This is a genomic window from Pseudomonas sp. BP11-1-1 (assembly GCF_052112105.1).
Taxonomy (GTDB): Bacteria; Pseudomonadota; Gammaproteobacteria; order Pseudomonadales; family Pseudomonadaceae; genus Aquipseudomonas; species Aquipseudomonas alvandae.
In genome coordinates, this window is record NZ_JAUTYU010000003.1 from 429273 (window position 1) to 445753 (window position 16481).

Sequence of the window (16481 nt, forward strand, 5' to 3'; positions counted from 1 at the left end):
TATTAATGAGAATCGCTACCATTAGTATTGTATCGTAGCGATCTTTCCCGTCATGCCAGTCAAGGAGCAAGCAATGAGTTTGGATAGCCCGGATACGCGGTTTCTGGTTGTCGTCAACGAAGAGGAGCAGTACTCGATCTGGCCGGACTACCGCAGCGTGCCCGAGGGCTGGCGCACCGTGGACATGCAGGGCAGCAAGGAAGAGTGCCTGGCCTACATCGAAAAGGTCTGGACCGACATGCGCCCGCTGAGCCTGCGCCAAGCCATGCAGGCACAAGGACAGGGTTGATCGCCCACGACCGCGTTCTCATTTTCAGGGAGTCAAAATGGAAAGTGTCCAGCCCCGTTCATCCTCCAGCGCCACCTTCACGCTGGAGCAGTTCCGCCACCAGGCGCCGCGTGAACTGAATACCAATCCGTACCTGCAACGCCAGGCGGCCCGGGAATCGAATGCGCGTTCCTATCCGCGACGTATCCCATTGGCCCTGCAGGAAGCCCATGGTCTTTATGTGCGCGACACCCAGGGTCAATTGTTCATGGATTGTCTCGCCGGCGCGGGCACCTTGGCGCTGGGCCATAACCACCCGGTGGCCATTGCGGCCATGCGCCAGACGCTCGATTCCGGCTTGCCCTTGCACACCCTGGACCTGACGACGCCGGTCAAGGATCGCTTCGTCGAGGACCTGTTCAACGCCTTGCCGGAGAACTTCGCCCGTCACGCGCGCATCCAGTTCTGCGGCCCGACCGGTGCCGATGGCATCGAGGCGGCGCTGAAGCTGGCGCGGATCGCCACCGGGCGCAAGCCGATCCTGACGTTCTCCGGCGGCTACCATGGCATGACCCTGGGCACGTTGAGCCTGATGGGCAACCTGGGGCCGAAACAGGCGCTGGGCTCGCTGATGGCCGACGTGCAGTTCCTGCCATACCCGTATGACTACCGTTGCCCGTTCGGCATCGGCGGTGAAGCCGGCATCGATGCCGGGCTGCACTTCATCGAACAGCTGTTGAGCGACCCGGAGTCGGGCGTGTTGCCCCCGGCGGCGGTGGTCGTGGAAGTGGTGCAGGGCGAGGGCGGGGTGATCCCGGCGCCGGTACGCTGGCTGCAAGGCTTGCGTCAGTTGACGCGCAAATATGGCGTGGCGCTGATCATCGACGAAGTGCAGACCGGCCTGGGTCGTACCGGCAAGCTGTTCGCTTTCCAGCATGCCGACATCGAGCCGGACATCCTGGTGCTTTCCAAAGCCATCGGCGGCGGCCTGCCGCTGGCCGTGATGGTCTACCGCGAAGAGCTGGACACTTGGAAACCCGGTTCCCATGCCGGCACGTTCCGTGGCAACCAGATGGCGATGGCCGCGGGTGCCGCGACGTTGCGCCATATCATCAGCGAGAACCTGCCAGGGCACGCCGAGGTCATGGGGCAGCGCCTGATGGAGCAACTGCGCCAGTTGCAGGGCGAATACCCTTGCCTGGGCCAGGTGCGCGGCCGCGGGTTGATGGTGGGCGTGGAAGTGGTCAGCGACACGCCGAGCGACAGCCGCGTTCCCGCTGCGGACACCGCATTGGCCCAGGCCATCCAGCGTCAATGCCTACGTCTGGGTGTCATCCTGGAACTGGGCGGGCGTCATGGCGCCGTGGTGCGATTCCTGCCGCCGCTGATCATCCAGGCCGAAGAAATCGATGTGCTGGTCGAACTGTTCCGCGTGGCATTGAACAATGCCCTCGCCGAGACCAAGGGCAGGGCGTTGCACATCGCTTGATCACCGCTGTTCATCAAGGCAGTCGACCAACCCGTGGCGAGGGAGCTTGCTCCCGCTCGGTTGCGTAGCAACCGTAGGATTTTTAGGGCTGCTGCGCAGCCCAGCGGGAGCAAGCTCCCTCGCCACCCATCGTCTTGCCATCTGAACAACGTCACCGTATCGAGGTTGCTACTTGTAACGCTGCTCGAACACCGCCAGTTGTTCAGGCTTGATCAACTGGAAGGGCACCCACACCTCGGATTCCACCGGCTCGCCCTTGATCATCTTGAGGGCGGCCTGTACTGCGCTGGTCGCCTGGGCCTTGGGGTCCTGGAACACCGAGGCGACCAACATTCCGCGCTTGATCGCCGCGAGGCCGTCCGGCAAACCGTCGATGCCGACAATCGCAACCTCACCCTTGGCCTTGCCGGACTGTTGCAACGCCATGGCCGCACCGATGGCCATCTCGTCATTGTTGGCGACGATGGCATCGAAACGGCTGCCGGCGAGCAGCCAGTTGCTGGTCAGGTCCATGCCTTTGTTGCGCTGCCACTCGGCACTCTGTTGCTCGACCACCTTGATGTCGGGAAAGTCCTTGAGCACTTGCTTGACCCCTTCGGTGCGGTCATGGGTGGCGTTTTGCGCGAGGTCGCCCATGATGATCGCGAGGTTGCCCTTGCCCCCCAGTTTTTCGGCGAGGTAACGCATCTGCAGTTGGCCGGCCTCGATGTCATTGGACGCCACCGTGACCACGCCTTTGGGCAGCGTACGTTCGTCGGGGTGACGGTTGACGTAGACCAGCGGCGTCTTCGCCTCGACCGCGGCGCGGGTGATATTGGCGGTGGCGGAGGTGTCCACCGGCAGGACGATGACCGCGTCCACTTTCTGGTTGATGAAGCCCTGGACCTGGTTGAGCTGGCGAACCACATCGCCCTGGGCGTCCTCGAACTGGATCTGGACGCCGTCCTTCTTGGCGGCCTCGTCGAGGCCGTTACGCACGTAGGTCATGAAGTTATCGTCGACCCTGGCGATGCTGACGCCGATGCGATAGTCGGCGGCGGCCCATTGGCTGAAGATCAGGAGCAGCGTGGCGAACAGCAGTGTGCAACGACGCATGATGGTTTTCCTTTTGTTGTTATGAAGTGAACGACATCAAGAATTTTTCTGCACGGACCTCACCCATCCAGCGTAAAGGCCTGCCTGAAGCGCTCAAGCGCGACTTCGCTGTCCCCACTGGCCCAGCCTTCGAGGCCGACCACACCGCTGTATCCCATGCCGGACAACGCCCTGGCAATCGCCGGATAGTTGATTTCACCGGTGCCCGGTTCCATCCGGCCAGGCACATCGGCGACCTGGATTTCACCGATGGCGTCGCCGGCGCGCTGGATCAGCTCGATCAGGTTTCCTTCGCCGATCTGCGCGTGATAGAGGTCCAGGTTCATCTTCAAGTGCGGGCTGCCCACGGCCTCGATCAGCGCCAACGTGTCGTCGGCGCGGGCGAACGGTGTGCCGGGATGATCGACTTCGGTGTTGAGGTTTTCCAGCAGGAACATCCGGCCGGCGTCTTCCCCCAGGCGGGCGATTTTTTCCAGCGTCTTGCAGGCGCTCAGCCACATGCGGCCGGTGGCTTGGGCGACGGGTTTTACCGGCAAACCCTGGTCTCCCAGGCCGGTGCCGTGCAGGTTCAGGCTCGGGCACCCCAATTGCGCCGCGACGGCCAAGGATTCCCGGGCGCTTTCGAGCAATTGCCGGATGTCCTCGGGGTCGGTCAGGTTGCCTGCGATGTAGCCGGTCATCGACGTGAAGTCAGCGCCAGTGGCAGCGAGGGCCTGGATGTCCTTGGTCGTCCAGTTCCAGATCTCGACGCTGAAGCCCAGCGCGTGGATGCGTTTGACGCGTTCGACAAAGGGCAGGTCGAGGAACACCATCTCGGCGCTGACCGCCAGTTTGAACGGTATGACACTCATGAAAGCGCTCCTTGAACACGCACCGCTTTGCCTTGCTGGAAAGACTCGATGCAGGCGCGGGCAATCGCCAGCGCGGCCCGGGCGTCTTCACCGCTGGCGCGGGGTTTTTCGCCGCTGCGCACGCAATCGACGAAGTGATTGAGCTCGGCCACATAGGCGTCACGCAGCAAGTCGGTGTCCATGCGCTGGGTATCGGCCTGCACGCCACTGGCCAGGTAGCGCAGCAAGTCGCCGTCGTTGACGCTGCCCATGGTCAGCATGCCGGCGCTGCCGAACACTTCCCCGCGAACATCGTAGCCGTATACGGCCTGGAAGTTCGCCTCGGCCGTGGCGATGGCGCCGTTGTCGAATCGAATCGTGACCACTGCCGTGTCGAGGAACCCTTTGTGTTTGAAATCCGGCGCAATCAGCGCGTCGGCCATGACAAACACCTCGACCGCTTCGGCACCCGGATTGAGATAACGCAACGTGTCGAAATCGTGGATCAACGTTTCCAGGAAAATCACCCATTGCGGCGAGGCAGCGGGATTGTTCAGCGCCGGATCGCGGGTCAGCGAGCGTAGCAATTGTGGCGTGCCGATCCGGCCAGCGATCACGTCCAGGTGGGCCGTGCGGAAGCTCTTGGCGAAGCGCCGGTTGAAACCCACTTGCAGCGTCACCCTCGCATCGGCAGCGGCGGCAATGGCACGATCGGCTTCCTCAAGGGTGATGGCCATGGGTTTTTCGCAGAACACGCTTTTGCCGGCCTGCGCCGCGCTGATCACCAGTTCGGCGTGGCTGCGGGCGGGCGCGGCGATCAGCACGGCGTCGATGTCCGGGTCGTCCAGCAACTGCTTCGGATCGGTATAGACCTTCTGCACACCCAGTTCCGCTGCCAGGCGTGCGGCCTGGCCCGGCGTAGGATCGGCAATGGCGGCAAGGCATGCGCCTGGGATGTGCCGAGCGGCGGTCAGGCCGTGAAAACTGCCCATGCGACCCGCACCGATAAGGCCCAGGCGGAGGGTGTTCGACGTACTCATGAATGACTCCCTTTTTTTGTTGTTCGCGACTCGTTGTCGGTACAAGGTAGGGAGCAAGCGCTGTGCCAGTTTCTAACTGACTGAAACCTATAGGTTTTATTGATGGTTGATGCGCAAGGGTGTTCATTTGAATGACATGTCTATACTGACATGTCGAAAATATGAACATAGAGCCCGCCATGAACACACAGCCGATGGCCTTGAACCTCGAAGACCGTGACTACCTGACCGCCCTTGGCCCCGCGTCGTTGAATGGCGGATCAAGCCCGGCGCTGGATAAGGCCTGGCGCGCCTGCTTGAAGGGCATCACCGAGCGTCCCGCGGGTGTCAGGCAGGTGATCTGGAACTCCTGGCGGCGCAGCGTCGATGCCGGCCTCGATCCGGAGGACGGCGAGTACCGTTTCGTCGCGCCCGCTGAGTTGACCGAGACGCTGGCGGCGAATCGACTGTTGATTGCCGCGGCGGCGCAGGTCATGCGCGGCTTGCTTGCCTACAACCCCAACGGGCATATCAACCTGACGGATGCCGAAGGCACCACCTTGTACTTCTGCGGCCTGGACCTCACGCCCATCGGCAGTCGGTTGCTGGAGACGGTACAAGGCACCAACTGCACCGGACTGGCGCTGGTTGAAGACCGTCTGGTGTATGTGCTGGCTGGCGAGAACTTCGGTGTAGGCCTGCGCCAGCGGCATATGCATTGCGCCGCCGCGCCGATCCGCGACGCCCACGGTCGGACGCTGGCGATGTTGACCTTGACCGCCGAACCCGGCTGGTTTCACTTCCACACCTTGGGCACCGTCCAGGCCGCGGCCGAAGCCGTCGCCCGGCAAATGACGCTGCATGCGTTGCTGGAAGAACAGCAAACGGTCCTGGAAGTGCTCAACGAAGGCTTGGTGGTGTTGGACGAAAACGGCGACATCAAGGCCCTCAACCATTACGCCCGGCAGTTGTTTCGTGTCGACCCTGCCTGGCTGGGCAAGCCGTTCCAGAGCCTGGGGCAGACCGAACTGAGCGGTGAAATCCTGCGCAGCACCGGGGAAGGGGTGCGGGACCTGGACTGCACGTTCGAGCTGCACGATCGAAGCCACCTCGCCTGCCTGGTGTCGGTCTGTCCGCTGGAGCAGGGCGGTCGCGTTGTTTCGTTGCGCGAGAACCGGCGCATCCGCGAAATCACCCGCCGCATCATCGGCACCCAGGCCAGCTACACCTTCGAAACCATCCAGGGCCATTCACGCGCTATCCAGGACGCGTTGCACCTGGGCCGAATCGCCAGCCGCAGCGACTCGACCACGCTGATTCTCGGTGAGAGCGGCACTGGCAAGGAGCTGTTCGCCCAAGCCATCCACAATGCCAGCGAGCGTCGCGGCGGGCCTTTCGTCGCAGTGAATTGCGGCGCCATTCCCCGCGACCTGGTGCAGAGCGAACTGTTCGGCCACGTCGAAGGCGCGTTCACCGGATCGGCGCGCGGCGGCTCGGCGGGCAAGTTCGAACTGGCGGACGGCGGGACGATTTTCCTCGACGAGATCGGTGACATGTCCTTCGATGCGCAAGTCAGCTTGCTACGCGTCCTGCAGGAAGGCGAAATCACCCGCGTGGGGGCGAAGAAATCGTTGCGGGTCAACGTCCGCATCATCGCCGCCACCCACCGCAACCTGAGCCAGGCCGTGGCCGAAGGCGCCTTTCGCGAGGACCTTTACTACCGACTCAACGTGCTGGGCCTGACGGTGCCGCCCCTGCGGATGCGCCTTGAAGATGTGCCGATGCTGGCACGGCATTTTCTCGCGCGTTGCGCCCGGTCGCTGAGGAAACCCATGCGCGACCTGTCAGCCGAGGCGCTGGAACGCTTGGGCGCGTACCACTGGCCGGGCAATGTCCGCGAACTGGAAAACGTCATCGAGCGCGCGACCAACCTGGCCGCCACCGAGCTGATCCAGGCGACCGATCTTGCACTGGACATCAGGCAGGGAGGCCAGCCGTTGGCGCGGCATTCCGCTCCCGCGCCACGAGCGGCCGTGGATCTTGGCACCCATGAAATGAACGCGATTATCGCCGCCCTCAGGGACACGCGAGGCAATATCCGCCTGGCCGCCCGACAGTTGAACGTGTCCCGTGGCGGTTTGTACAACAAGATGAGCCGATTCGGGCTCAAGGTCGAAGCGTTCCGTTCGGGATTGGACTGATCCGAAATAGGCTGATTCAGCCTCGACCTCGTTCGCGACCCAACGCCACCAGGCAACCGCCCAGCAACAACGCGGCACCCGCCACCAGCAAGGGCGTGGGTCGCCGCGCCGGCTTGCGCCAACCGCCTTCGACACGTCGCTGGCCGCTGGGTGGGGCGAACAGGTTGCCCGAGGACGTGTCCGATGCCGGGCTGCGGTTCAGTCCCCAGCGCGTCAGCCAGCCCGAGAGTTGCGGGAAACCCGGCAGCAGAAAGTGTGCGGCTCTCGCCAGTACCGCCGCACTGCCGACGGTGGTGGTGGGCTTGGGGTTGAGGGCACAACTGACCATTGCCTCGGCGACGCGATGCGGGTCGTACACCGGTGGTGGTGGCTTGAGCGCATGGCCGGTGAAATTGGCGCCATCGCGAAAGCCCGGCGTATCCATGACGGCGGGATAGATGTCACAAACGTGAATGTCCCGGTATTCCCCCAGCTCACCGCGCAAGGCTTCGGACAAACCGCGCAGTCCGTACTTGCTCGCCGAATACGCAGCGGCATAAGGCTGGGCGACCCAACTGCCCAACGACAGCGTGTTGATCAGGATGCCGCGTTTTTGCTTCTTGAAATACGGCCAGGCCACGTAGGCGCCACGCAGGTAACCGAGCAAATCGGTTTGCAAGACCTGCTCATGGGCTTCCAGCGGCGTTTGCTCGAAATCGCCCACCGCGCCCACGCCGGCATTGTTGATCCAGATGTCGATGCGACCGTCACCGAACGTCGCGGCTTCGGCGGCCAGCGCCTGCATCTGCTCGCTGCTGGTGACATCGGTGCACACCGCAAGCGCGCGGGCTCCCTCTGCCTGACATTCCGCGACGACCTCATCGAGCGCCGCACGGTCGCGCGCCGCCAGGACCAGGCGCGCCCGCTGCCGGGCGAACGCTTGCGCGGTGGCGCGGCCGATGCCGCTGGAGGCGCCGGTGATGACCACGAGTTTTTCGGCCAAGGGAGACGACTTGGATTGTCCGGAGGGGCCTGCGCCGACCGCAGGCCGGTCGATTTCGGGCTGCAACGGCGTCAGCTTCAGGCGCACACCGTCAGCCATGACCAGCGTCAGGTCCTCGATGGTGCCGGCGACCCTGTTGGGGTACACCGGTTCGCCCTCGGGATCGAGTTGGTCGTAGATAAATGTCTGGCCTTCCAGCCAACCCACCGCCGTGTTCAGTTCAGGGCCCAGGTAATACTTTCCATCGAGGAAGAAGCCGGGAAAATGCGGCGCTCGCTCGACGCTTTCGACGGCGTAGCGCTCGCCCGTCCTCATGCCGGTTGCCGGGGAAATCATGATCAATACCTCCGCTCTGTTGGTTCTGCGATAGAGAGCGGGGGTGAAACCGGGGTTCCATCGAAGTGAGGAAAGGAAATCCGAGTGAACCGAGGTTCGTTCCCGTCAGTCACTTTTTCAGGAAGTCACCCCATCAAGGAGCCTGAGATGCGTTCTGTTTATCTCGCCAGCCTGTCCTTCACCGCGCTGCTCTGCGTCGCGTGTTCAAGCCAACCGCCTGCGACCTGGAGTTACGAGGACGCGCGAAGTCGCACCCCGGTGCCGCCCGACCAGGCATACCCCGAGCTGTTTGAAGCGGTACAAGGGCAACAGCTTTTTACCGACCAGAAGCATTTCGTCGACGCGCTGCCCAAGCGCGACCCCTCGCAGATCCGCGCGGATTACCTGGCCCGCCGGGGCAGCGCTGACTTCGATCTCGACGCCTTCGTAAAGGACAACTTCATCGAATCCGGCCAGGCGGAGAGTCCGACGCCGAAGCCCGGCGCGCCGATCGACGAGCACATCGATAACCTCTGGCCGGTGCTCAGCCGAACCTACACGCAAGTCCCGCAGTACAGCAGCCTGCTGCCCTTGCCGCAGCCGTACGTGGTGCCCGGCGGACGTTTTCGCGAGATGTATTACTGGGACTCGTATTTCACCATGCTGGGGCTGGAGCAAAGCGGTGACAGGGCGCAGGTCCGCCAGATGACGGAGAATTTCGCCTATATGATCGACACCTACGGGCACATTCCCAACGGCAATCGCAGCTATTACCTGAGTCGATCGCAGCCGCCATTCTTCGCCTACATGGTGGAGTTGCAGGCGCACATCGAAGGCGAGCAGGCCTACGGGCGCTACCTTGGGCTACTGCAAAAGGAATACGCCTACTGGATGGAAGGGGCGCAGACCCTCAAGCCGGGCGAGGCTGGGCGCCATGTCGTCAAGCTTGCCGACGGCAGCGTGCTCAACCGTTATTGGGACGCCAGCCCGACGCCTCGCCAGGAGTCGTGGTTGCAGGACGTCAAGACCGCTGAACAGGCAGCCGACCGACCCAAGGACGAAGTCTGGCGCAACTTGCGTGCCGGTGCCGAAAGCGGCTGGGATTTCAGTTCCCGTTGGTTGGGGAATGGCAAGGACCTGGCGACCATCCGCACGACGTCCATCGCGCCGGTGGACCTGAACAGCCTGATGTATCACCTGGAGCGCACCATCGCCAAGGCCTGTGAAACCGTAGAGAACGTCGCGTGCGTCAACGCCTATGGGCAGCGCGCCGAGCAGCGTCAACGCGCTATCGAGACGCACCTGTGGAACGCCGACGGTGGTTACTACGTGGACTACGATTGGCAGCAGAACCGCCAGCGCCCGGCGCTCACCGCAGCGACGCTGTTCCCGCTCTATACCGGCCTGGCTTCCAGCGAACGGGCCAACCGTACCGCCGACGCCGTGCGCAAGGGCTTGCTGCGTCCGGGCGGCATCGCCACCAGCCAAGTCAACAACGGCCAGCAGTGGGACGAACCCAATGGCTGGGCGCCTCTGCAATGGGTCGCCGTCGAGGGACTGGAGCGCTACGGCCAAACGGATCTGGCCCGGGAGATTGGCCGCCGCTTCCTGCAACAGGTCCAGGCGCTTTATCGCAAGGAAGACAAGCTGGTGGAGAAATACGACGTGTCCGGACAAGGCAGCGGCGGAGGCGGCGGTGAATATGAATTGCAGGACGGCTTCGGCTGGACGAACGGGGTAACGCTGAAACTGCTCGGTAAATACGGCGGTTGAGTCGGGCCGGTTCGGTGCTATTCTTCGCGAAATCCGTGAGGAATAGCACCGAGATTGGATCAATGAACACGAATCGTCACCAGTTCCCCTCGCCGGAAGACTTGAAGGTCTTTGTGACCGTCATTCGGAAAAACGGCTTTGCCAACGCCGCAGAGGCGCTGGGGTATTCCCCGGCCTATGTCAGCAAGCGCATTGCTGTCCTGGAGTCGACGTTGTCCACGCGGTTACTGCATCGCACGACCCGGCGCATTGCCTTGACCGGCGACGGCGAGCGTGTGTGGATCTGGGCCGAAAGGCTGCTGGGGGATTTCGAAGAGTTCGTCGGCGAAATCGCCAACGCACGTCATCAACCCACCGGCTCGCTGAACATCTGCAGCAGTTTCGGTTTCGGCCGCAATCATGTCGCGCCGGCCATCGGCAAGCTGTCACAGACGTACCCTGGCCTCGACATCCGCCTGGATGTGTTTGACCGCGTCGTTGATATCGTTGGCGAGGGCTTCGACCTGGAAATCCGCGTGGGCGATGACCTGCCGGGCCAGCACCTGGGCCGCAAGCTGGTGAGCAATCGGCGCGTGCTCTGCGCGGCTCCCGAATATTTGCAACGACGCGGCACGCCGCAGTCGCTGGAAGACCTCAAGGGCCATGATTGCCTGGTGCTCAAGGAGCGCGACAACGCCTTCGGTATCTGGACGTTGAGCAAGAACGGGCGGGAGGAGACGGTGCGCGTCGGTGGCCCGTTGTCTTCCAACAATGGTGAGATTGTCCTTGAATGGGCGTTGAGCGGCGGCGGCATCATGCTGCGCTCGATGTGGGACGCCGGGCCCCTGCTTGAACAGGGGCGATTGGTTCAGGTGCTGCCGGCGTATTCGCAAAGTGCCAATGTCTGGGCGGTGTATCCGACCCGGCTCAGCCAGTCGGCGAAGCTGCGGGTGTGTGTCGAGTTTCTTGAGACGTATTTTCGGGATCTGTCGGCTGGGTAGGGGTAGAGGCGACAGCGAAACCGCCATCGCGAGCAAGCTCGCTCCCACATTGAATTTATGGCAGACCACGCGTTGCATGGGCACCGCAACCCCTGTGGGAGCGAGCTTGCTCGCGAAAGCGGTATCACAGTCGACGATAATGTTGAATGTGCCGGCCTCTTCGCGAGCAAGCTCGCTCCCACATTGAATTTCTGGAAGACACGAATTGTGTGGCCACCTCAGATCCCTGTGGGAGTGAGCTTGCTCGCGAAAGCGGTATCACAGTCGACGATAATGTTGAATGTGCCGGCCTCTTCGCGAGCAGGCTCGCTCCCACATTGAATTTCTGGAAGACACGAATTGTGTGGCCACCTCAGATCCCTGTGGGAGCGAGCTTGCTCGCGAAAGCGGAATCACAGTCGACGATAATGTTGAATGTGCCGGCCTCTTCGCGAGCAGGCTCGCTCCCACATTGAATTTATGGCAGACCACGCGTTGCAGGGGCACCGCAACCCCTGTGGGAGCGAGCTTGCTCGCGAAAGCGGTCTGTCAGCCAACTTCAATGTTGGATATGCCGGCCTCTTCCCGAGCAGGCTCGCTCCCACAGTCTTCCTTGCGCTACAGCCAGGGATTCTCCGCCAGGTGCCTGCTTTCGAAGCGGCGTATCTGCTCCGCTCGTTGAAGCGTCGTGCCAATGGCATCCAGCCCGAGCAGCAAGGATTGCTTGCGCAGTTCATCGATCTCGAAGGCAATCACCTCGCCACCGGACAACCTGATCTGTTGCGCTGGCAGATCGACGCTGATGCTGGCGGTTTCGGCGCGGCTGACCGTTTGGGCGATTTTCCTGAGCTGCGCTTCAGGCAGTTGAATCAGCAACACCCCGTTGCGCTGGCAATTGTCGTAGAAGATCCCCGCAAAGCTGCTGCCGATGAGCGCCCGAATGCCGATTTGCTTCAGGCCCCACACCGCGTGTTCCCGGCTTGAGCCGCAGCCGAAATTCTCACCCACCACCAGGAACGTTGCACCGCGCCAGCCAGGTTTGTTGAGGACGAATTCAGGGTTGGGAACGCCAGGCTCCAGCCACATCAAGTCAAAGAACACGCCACGGTCCAGCCCGTTGCGGTCGATGCCCTTGAGGAACTGCTTGGGCATGATCACGTCGGTGTCGATGTTGGCGGCCAGCAGCGGCGCGGCGGTGCCGCGTACGATGGTGAAAGGTTGCATGCTTCAGGCCTCCGGCAACAGTGGACGAACGTCGGTCAAGTGACCGGCAATCGCGGCGGCGGCCACCATGGCCGGGCTCATCAAGTGGGTGCGCGCGCCTGCGCCCTGGCGTCCTTCGAAGTTGCGATTGGTACTGGAGGCACAGCGATCTCCAGGCGCGAGAACGTCATCGTTCATCGCCAGGCACATCGAACAGCCGGATTGGCGCCATTCGAAACCGGCGTCGCGGAATATCGCCGCCAGGCCTTCCTCTTCGGCCTGCTCACGGACCAAGGTCGAGCCGGGCACGATCATCGCCCGCACATGGGCGGCAACGTGCTTGCCCTGTACGACCCGTGCCGCATCGCGCAAATCTTCGATCCGCGCATTGGTGCACGAGCCGATGAAGGCATGGTTGATCACCACGTCGGCGAGCGGCATGCCTGGCTCAAGGCCCATATAATCGAGCGCGCGCTGCAGGCCTTGGCGCAGGATCAGGTCGGGTTCTGTCGAAGGGTCAGGTACACGACTGCCAATCGCTGCAGCCTGATCAGGGCTGGTGCCCCAGGTGACCATGGGCTCCAGCGCATCAACATCGAGCGTCACTTCCCGGTCGAAGACTGCACCTGCATCGCTGTGCAGCGCTCGCCATTTGGTCACGGCCCGCTCCCACAACTCGCCACGGGGCGCGCGCGGTTTGCTTTGCAGATAGTCAAACACCTTGTCATCCGGCGCCATGAACGCGCCCCTAGCGCCGGCTTCAACGGCCATGTTGCAAATGGTCATGCGGGCTTCGACACTCAGGGCGGTGATCGCCGGGCCGGTGAACTCGATCGCATAACCGGTGGCGCCCGAGGCACCGATTCTTTCAATCAGCACCATGATGATGTCCTTGGCGGTGACGCCTGCCCCGAGCGTGCCGTTGACCGTGACGCGCAAGGTTTTCAGGCGCTTGTAGACCAGCGTCTGCGTCGCCAGTAAATGCTCGATTTCAGACGTGCCGATCCCGAAGCCAAAAGCCCCCAGCGCACCGTAGGTGGTGGTGTGGCTGTCGCCCGCGGCCACCACCATGCCCGGCAGGATGAAACCCTGCTCAGGGGCGACGACATGCTCGATGCCCTGCCGTTTGTCCAGCACATCGAACAGCTCGATGCCGAAGTCGCGGCAGTTCTCCGCAAAATACGACACCTGCCGGGCGCCGCCGGCATCCGGCATGGCTGCGATGCGCTGGGGCGCCGTCGGGTTGACGTGATCGACCACCGCCAGCGTCGCGCTCGGCCGCCACACGCTGCGGCCGGTTTCACGCAGGCCGCTGAAGGCTTGAGGGCTGGTGTATTCGTTGGCGACCTGGCGGTCGATGTACAGCAGCACGTGGCCCTGGTCATCCAGCGAGCATACGGTATGGCTGTCGATGTGCTTCTGATAAAGCGTTCGGGGGCTGTTCATGCAGGCTCTTCTTCATTCCTGGCGGGTCTGCACACAGCATATTGACTGCCGGCGTCGCATCAAGCGCACGGGAGTGAAGGCGTTGCACACGGATTGTGATCAATCATGACGGGCGAGCGGGGCGGCCCTTCCATGGCCGCCCGAACCGGCGTGGATCAGCGTCGGGCGGTGCGGGTGCTGACGTCCACCCACACCGCCAGGACCAGGATGCTGCCCTTGACGATCATCTGCCAGTAGCTGTCGACATCGAGCATCGACATGCCGTTGTCCAGGCTGGTGATGACCAGCGCCCCCAGCAGCGCGCCATAGACCGTGCCCGAGCCACCGCGCATGGACGTGCCGCCGATGAAGCAGGCGGCGATGGCGTCCAGTTCGCCCATATTGCCGGCCGAGGGCGAACCGGCTGCCAGGCGCGCGGTGTTGACCATGCCGGCGAGGGCGCACATCACGCCCATGATGCCGAAGATCCACAGTTTCACCGCCTGCACGTTGATCCCGGACAGGCGCGTGGCCTCCATGTTGCTGCCCACGGAGTAGACGCGTCGGCCGAACACGGTCTGGCTGGTCACGTAGCTGAACACCCCCAGCAGGACCAGCAGGAGCAGCACCGGAACCGGAATTCCGTCGTAGCTGTTGAGCGTGTAGACGAACCCGGCCAACACCGCGCCGATCAACACCACCCGCACCACGTCACGCACCAGCGAATGAGCTGCCAGGCCGTGGAGGGCGCGATTGCGGCGCTGTTTCCAGGTCAGGAACAGCGTCAGCGCGAACAGCAACACGCCCAGGCCGGTGCCGACCGCGTGGGGTAGATAACCCTGGCCCACATACACCAGCTCCGGCGACACCGGGGCGATGGTGGTGCCGCCGGTGATGCCCAGCAGGATCCCGCGAAACGCCAGCATGCCGCCCAAGCCGACGATGAAGGAAGGGATGCGCAGGTAGGCGGTCATATAGCCGTTGGCCAGGCCGATCATCAGTCCACACAGGACGACCAGGCTCAGGTTTGCCAGCAGCGGAATGTGATAGACCACATCCAGTATCGCCGCCAGCCCCCCCAGCAAACCGAGCAATGAACCCACCGACAAATCGATCTCGCCGCTGATGATCACCAGCACCATGCCGCACGCCAGGATGCCGGTGATGGACATCTGCCGCAGCAGGTTGGAGAGGTTGCGCGGGGTCAGGAAGCCGCCCTCGGTCTGCCAACTGAAGAACAGCCAGATAACCGCCACGGCGATCACCAGCGCGAGCATTTTGTAGCGGGTGAAGACTTGTTTGACCTGATTCATCTACGCGGACTTCCGATCATTGTTGTTATTGCTTTCGGGATGGCTGAGCGCGGCGGCAAGCACCTGTTCCTGGGTCAGTTCCTGATTGATGAAATCGCCGCGCAGTTGGCCCTCGCCGATCACCAGCACACGGTCGGATACACCCAGTACTTCGGCCAGTTCCGAGGACACCATGATGATCGACACGCCTTCGGCCGCCAGCGCGCCCATCAGCTTGTAGATCTCGTACTTGGCGCCGACATCCACACCTCGGGTGGGCTCGTCGAGAATCAATACCCGGGGCTTGGTCAGGAGCATCTTCGCCAACACGGCTTTCTGCTGGTTGCCACCGGAAAGGCTGGTGATGGGCAGGAACGGGCTCGCGGTCTTGAGGTGCATGCGCGAGATTTCCCGGTCGATGCTACCCAGCTCGGCTTCTGCGTCGATGCGGGTCATCCTCGAGAAATTTTCCAGCACCGCCAGGGTGATGTTCTGGCCCACGCCGAGGTCCGGGATGATGCCTTGGCGCTTGCGATCTTCGGGGACCATGCACAGGCCGGCGCGGATCGACTTGAGCGGCGTGCTGCTGTCGATAAGCTGCCCGTCCAGCCAGACTTCGCCCTCATGGCGGCCGGGGTAGGCGCCGAACAGCGCTGACACCAGCTCAGTGCGGCCGGCGCCGACCAACCCGGCGATGCCGAGGATTTCGCCGCGCTTGAGCACGAACGAAATGTCATCGACCCGTTTGCGCCTGGGGTTGTCGACGTCGTAGCAGGTGACGTGGCGCGCCTCGAAGATCACCTCGCCGATTTCATGGGGTTCGGTGGGGTAGAGGTTGCTCATTTCCCGTCCGACCATTTGCGTGATGATCTTCGGAATGTCCATGTCGGCCATGGCCGTGGTCGCGATGTGTTTGCCGTCGCGGATCACTGAAATGGTGTCGCACACGGCAGCCACTTCATCGAGCTTGTGGGAGATGTAGACACACGCCACGCCCTTGGCCTTGAGGTCGCGGATGATGTCCAGCAGCACGTCGATTTCCGAGCGGGTCAGGGCCGAGGAGGGTTCGTCGAGGATCAGCAGGCGCGCCTGCTTGTTCAAGGCCTTGGCGATCTCCACCAGTTGCTGGTAGCCGCCGCCGTACTGCGAGACCGGCAGCGAGACGTTCATGTCCGGCACCTTGAGTTCGCGCATCAGGGCTTCGGCGCGGTGGATCATCGCCGGGTAGTTCATGCGGCCGCCGGGCAATGTCAGTTCGTGGCCCATGAAGATGTTCTCGGCCACGGACAGGTCGGGAACCAGGGTCAGTTCCTGGTGGATGATGACGATGCCGGCGGCTTCGGTTTCGCTGATCGATTGCGCCTTCAGCGGCTGGCCGTCCCAGAGGATTTCGCCCTCCCAGGTGCCATAGGGATAGACCGCCGAGAGGACTTTCATCAAGGTGGATTTGCCGGCACCGTTCTCGCCGCACAGGCCGACGCACTCACCCGGCCTGACCTTGATGTCGATGCCGTTGAGGGCCTTGACACCGCCGAAGGTCTTGACGATGCCGTTCATTTGCAGCAGGTATTCGGACATGGCGAGGGCTCGTAAAAAAGGGGCTCCGGGCGTCACTGAACCTGTGGGAGCG

At 62.8% G+C, this 16481-nt stretch carries 13 protein-coding genes; 5 read left to right on the top strand and 8 right to left on the bottom strand.

Features of this window, described 5'->3' with window-relative positions; all coding sequences use genetic code 11:
• The first annotated feature begins 73 nt into the window (after window positions 1–73).
• Both Q7C33_RS08555 and Q7C33_RS08560 read left to right on the top strand, forming a co-directional pair.
• Window positions 74–289: an MbtH family protein gene (locus tag Q7C33_RS08555; protein ID WP_030141558.1), complete on the top strand. Its 216-nt coding sequence runs from the start codon at window positions 74–76 to the stop codon at window positions 287–289.
• A 37-nt stretch (window positions 290–326) separates the two neighbouring features.
• The gene (locus tag Q7C33_RS08560; RefSeq protein WP_198796750.1) at window positions 327–1757 is read left to right on the top strand and encodes a diaminobutyrate--2-oxoglutarate transaminase; all 1431 of its coding nucleotides are present in this window, start codon (window positions 327–329) and stop codon (window positions 1755–1757) included.
• A gap of 168 nt (window positions 1758–1925) precedes the next feature.
• On the opposite strand, the gene Q7C33_RS08565 is transcribed toward Q7C33_RS08560, so the two are convergent.
• The 3 genes from Q7C33_RS08565 to Q7C33_RS08575 are packed head-to-tail and all read right to left on the bottom strand — an operon-like array spanning window position 1926 to window position 4722.
• Window positions 1926–2852 (bottom strand): sugar ABC transporter substrate-binding protein, encoded by a 927-nt coding sequence (locus Q7C33_RS08565; protein WP_030141556.1) that lies wholly within the window; start codon window positions 2850–2852, stop codon window positions 1926–1928.
• A gap of 59 nt (window positions 2853–2911) precedes the next feature.
• Window positions 2912–3703, bottom strand: coding sequence for a TIM barrel protein (locus tag Q7C33_RS08570; protein WP_407683204.1), 792 nt, complete (start codon window positions 3701–3703; stop codon window positions 2912–2914).
• The gene (locus Q7C33_RS08575; RefSeq protein WP_217859645.1) at window positions 3700–4722 is read right to left on the bottom strand and encodes a Gfo/Idh/MocA family oxidoreductase; all 1023 of its coding nucleotides are present in this window, start codon (window positions 4720–4722) and stop codon (window positions 3700–3702) included. Before Q7C33_RS08575 ends, Q7C33_RS08570 begins: the two co-directional genes overlap by 4 nt.
• 179 nt (window positions 4723–4901) lie before the next feature.
• Here Q7C33_RS08575 and Q7C33_RS08580 point away from each other — a divergent pair, with 179 nt between their 5' ends.
• Window positions 4902–6902 (top strand): sigma-54-dependent Fis family transcriptional regulator, encoded by a 2001-nt coding sequence (locus Q7C33_RS08580; RefSeq protein WP_258647406.1) that lies wholly within the window; start codon window positions 4902–4904, stop codon window positions 6900–6902.
• A gap of 16 nt (window positions 6903–6918) precedes the next feature.
• On the opposite strand, the gene Q7C33_RS08585 is transcribed toward Q7C33_RS08580, so the two are convergent.
• Complete coding sequence (locus Q7C33_RS08585; protein WP_407683205.1) at window positions 6919–8220, bottom strand: SDR family oxidoreductase; 1302 nt, start codon at window positions 8218–8220, stop codon at window positions 6919–6921.
• 147 nt (window positions 8221–8367) lie between these two features.
• On the opposite strand from Q7C33_RS08585, the gene treA reads away from it, so the two are divergent.
• Window positions 8368–9972 carry an alpha,alpha-trehalase TreA gene (treA, locus tag Q7C33_RS08590; protein ID WP_407683206.1) on the top strand — a complete coding sequence of 535 codons (1605 nt, stop codon included), beginning with the start codon at window positions 8368–8370 and terminating at the stop codon, window positions 9970–9972.
• Window positions 9973–10034: 62 nt separating this feature from the next.
• The gene (locus tag Q7C33_RS08595) at window positions 10035–10952 is read left to right on the top strand and encodes a LysR substrate-binding domain-containing protein (RefSeq protein ID WP_030141551.1); all 918 of its coding nucleotides are present in this window, start codon (window positions 10035–10037) and stop codon (window positions 10950–10952) included.
• Window positions 10953–11549: 597 nt separating this feature from the next.
• Here the strand turns inward: Q7C33_RS08595 and leuD are convergent.
• The 4 genes from leuD to xylG form a co-directional block, all read right to left on the bottom strand.
• Window positions 11550–12155 carry a 3-isopropylmalate dehydratase small subunit gene (gene leuD, locus Q7C33_RS08600; protein ID WP_407683207.1) on the bottom strand — a complete coding sequence of 202 codons (606 nt, stop codon included), beginning with the start codon at window positions 12153–12155 and terminating at the stop codon, window positions 11550–11552.
• A gap of 3 nt (window positions 12156–12158) precedes the next feature.
• Window positions 12159–13580 (bottom strand): 3-isopropylmalate dehydratase large subunit, encoded by a 1422-nt coding sequence (gene leuC, locus Q7C33_RS08605; protein WP_407683208.1) that lies wholly within the window; start codon window positions 13578–13580, stop codon window positions 12159–12161.
• A 155-nt stretch (window positions 13581–13735) separates the two neighbouring features.
• Complete coding sequence (locus tag Q7C33_RS08610) at window positions 13736–14872, bottom strand: sugar ABC transporter permease (protein WP_030140558.1); 1137 nt, start codon at window positions 14870–14872, stop codon at window positions 13736–13738.
• Window positions 14873–16429 carry a D-xylose ABC transporter ATP-binding protein gene (gene xylG / locus Q7C33_RS08615; protein ID WP_407683209.1) on the bottom strand — a complete coding sequence of 519 codons (1557 nt, stop codon included), beginning with the start codon at window positions 16427–16429 and terminating at the stop codon, window positions 14873–14875.
• Window positions 16430–16481 lie beyond the last annotated feature (52 nt).